The organism is Sphingobium trunci (genome assembly GCF_022664535.1).
Lineage (GTDB): Bacteria > Pseudomonadota > Alphaproteobacteria > Sphingomonadales > Sphingomonadaceae > Sphingobium.
On record NZ_JAKUJY010000068.1, the window covers coordinates 1 to 1,008 of the forward strand.

Sequence of the window (1,008 nt, forward strand, 5' to 3'; positions counted from 1 at the left end):
TCTGTGGATGGCTCCCGCGTTGCAAGTGAAAAGTGATGATCTGACGTTCCGTTGGGTGCAGTCGTCTGTCCGGCCTATTGATGCAGCCGGTGTAGACTGCTGGCCCTGATGGGGTACGCGAACAAGGTCCGATCGGGTTTGCAGGCTATTACGCCTATGACAGTCCTTGGGTTGTCCTTGTTCCCGGTCCGACCGGTTTTGCCATCACATCCTTTGCTCTCACAACCTCGTGAAGCTGATCTCCTCAGCTAAGCTCTTGGTCCTATGCTGCCGCCAGCATTGGCGTATGCCCGCGTTCGAAGACGCCGCCGCGCGCCATGACCGCCCATGCGATCCGGGCCATCTTGTTAGCGATGGCGACCGAGGCGACGCGCGCGGGCTTTCTGGCGAGCAGAGCGACAAAGCGCGGATCGACCGTGCCAGGTTTCTCCTTGGCGTATCGGACCAGCGCGGTTGCGCCGATGACCAGTAGCTGCCGCAGATATCTGTCGCCCATCTTGGTAATGCGCCCCAAGCGGTCCTTGCCGCCACTCGAACTCTGCCGCGGGGTCAGTCCCAGCCATGCGGCAAACTGGCGCCCTGACGAGAACTGGCTTGGATCCGTCACCGAAGCGGCGAGCGCGGTCGCGCCAATCGGCCCTATACCAGGGATCGTGGCTAGACGCTTGGCCCGCTCGTCACTCCGCTGCAGGGCCGCGAGACGCAGGTCAAGCTGGCGCAACTGAACGTGAAGCTGGAGCAGTTGCCCTGCCAGCATGGCGACGACGTTCGCCGCTTCGGCTGGCAAGTCGAGCTGGGACTCCCCGTCGATGATTTCCCGTGCCACCTGCAGTGCCTTTACGATCCCGACCGGGATGGCGGTACCCAGCTCAGCGAGCACGCTGCGCATCATGTTGGCCAGCTGCGTGCGCTGTTTGATTAACAGCTGGCGCACGCGGTGCAGCGACAACGCCGCTTGCTGCTCGCGCGATTTGATGGGCACGAACCGCATCGTCTGGCGTGTGACCG

Annotated in this window: 1 protein-coding gene; it reads right to left on the bottom strand. The window is 62.8% G+C overall.

Going from position 1 to position 1,008, the window contains the following annotated elements:
* Positions 1–262: 262 nt before the first annotated feature.
* Positions 263–1,008: IS110 family RNA-guided transposase (locus MJ601_RS21775; protein WP_242130482.1), on the bottom strand; the 746-nt coding region annotated here is incomplete at its 5' end.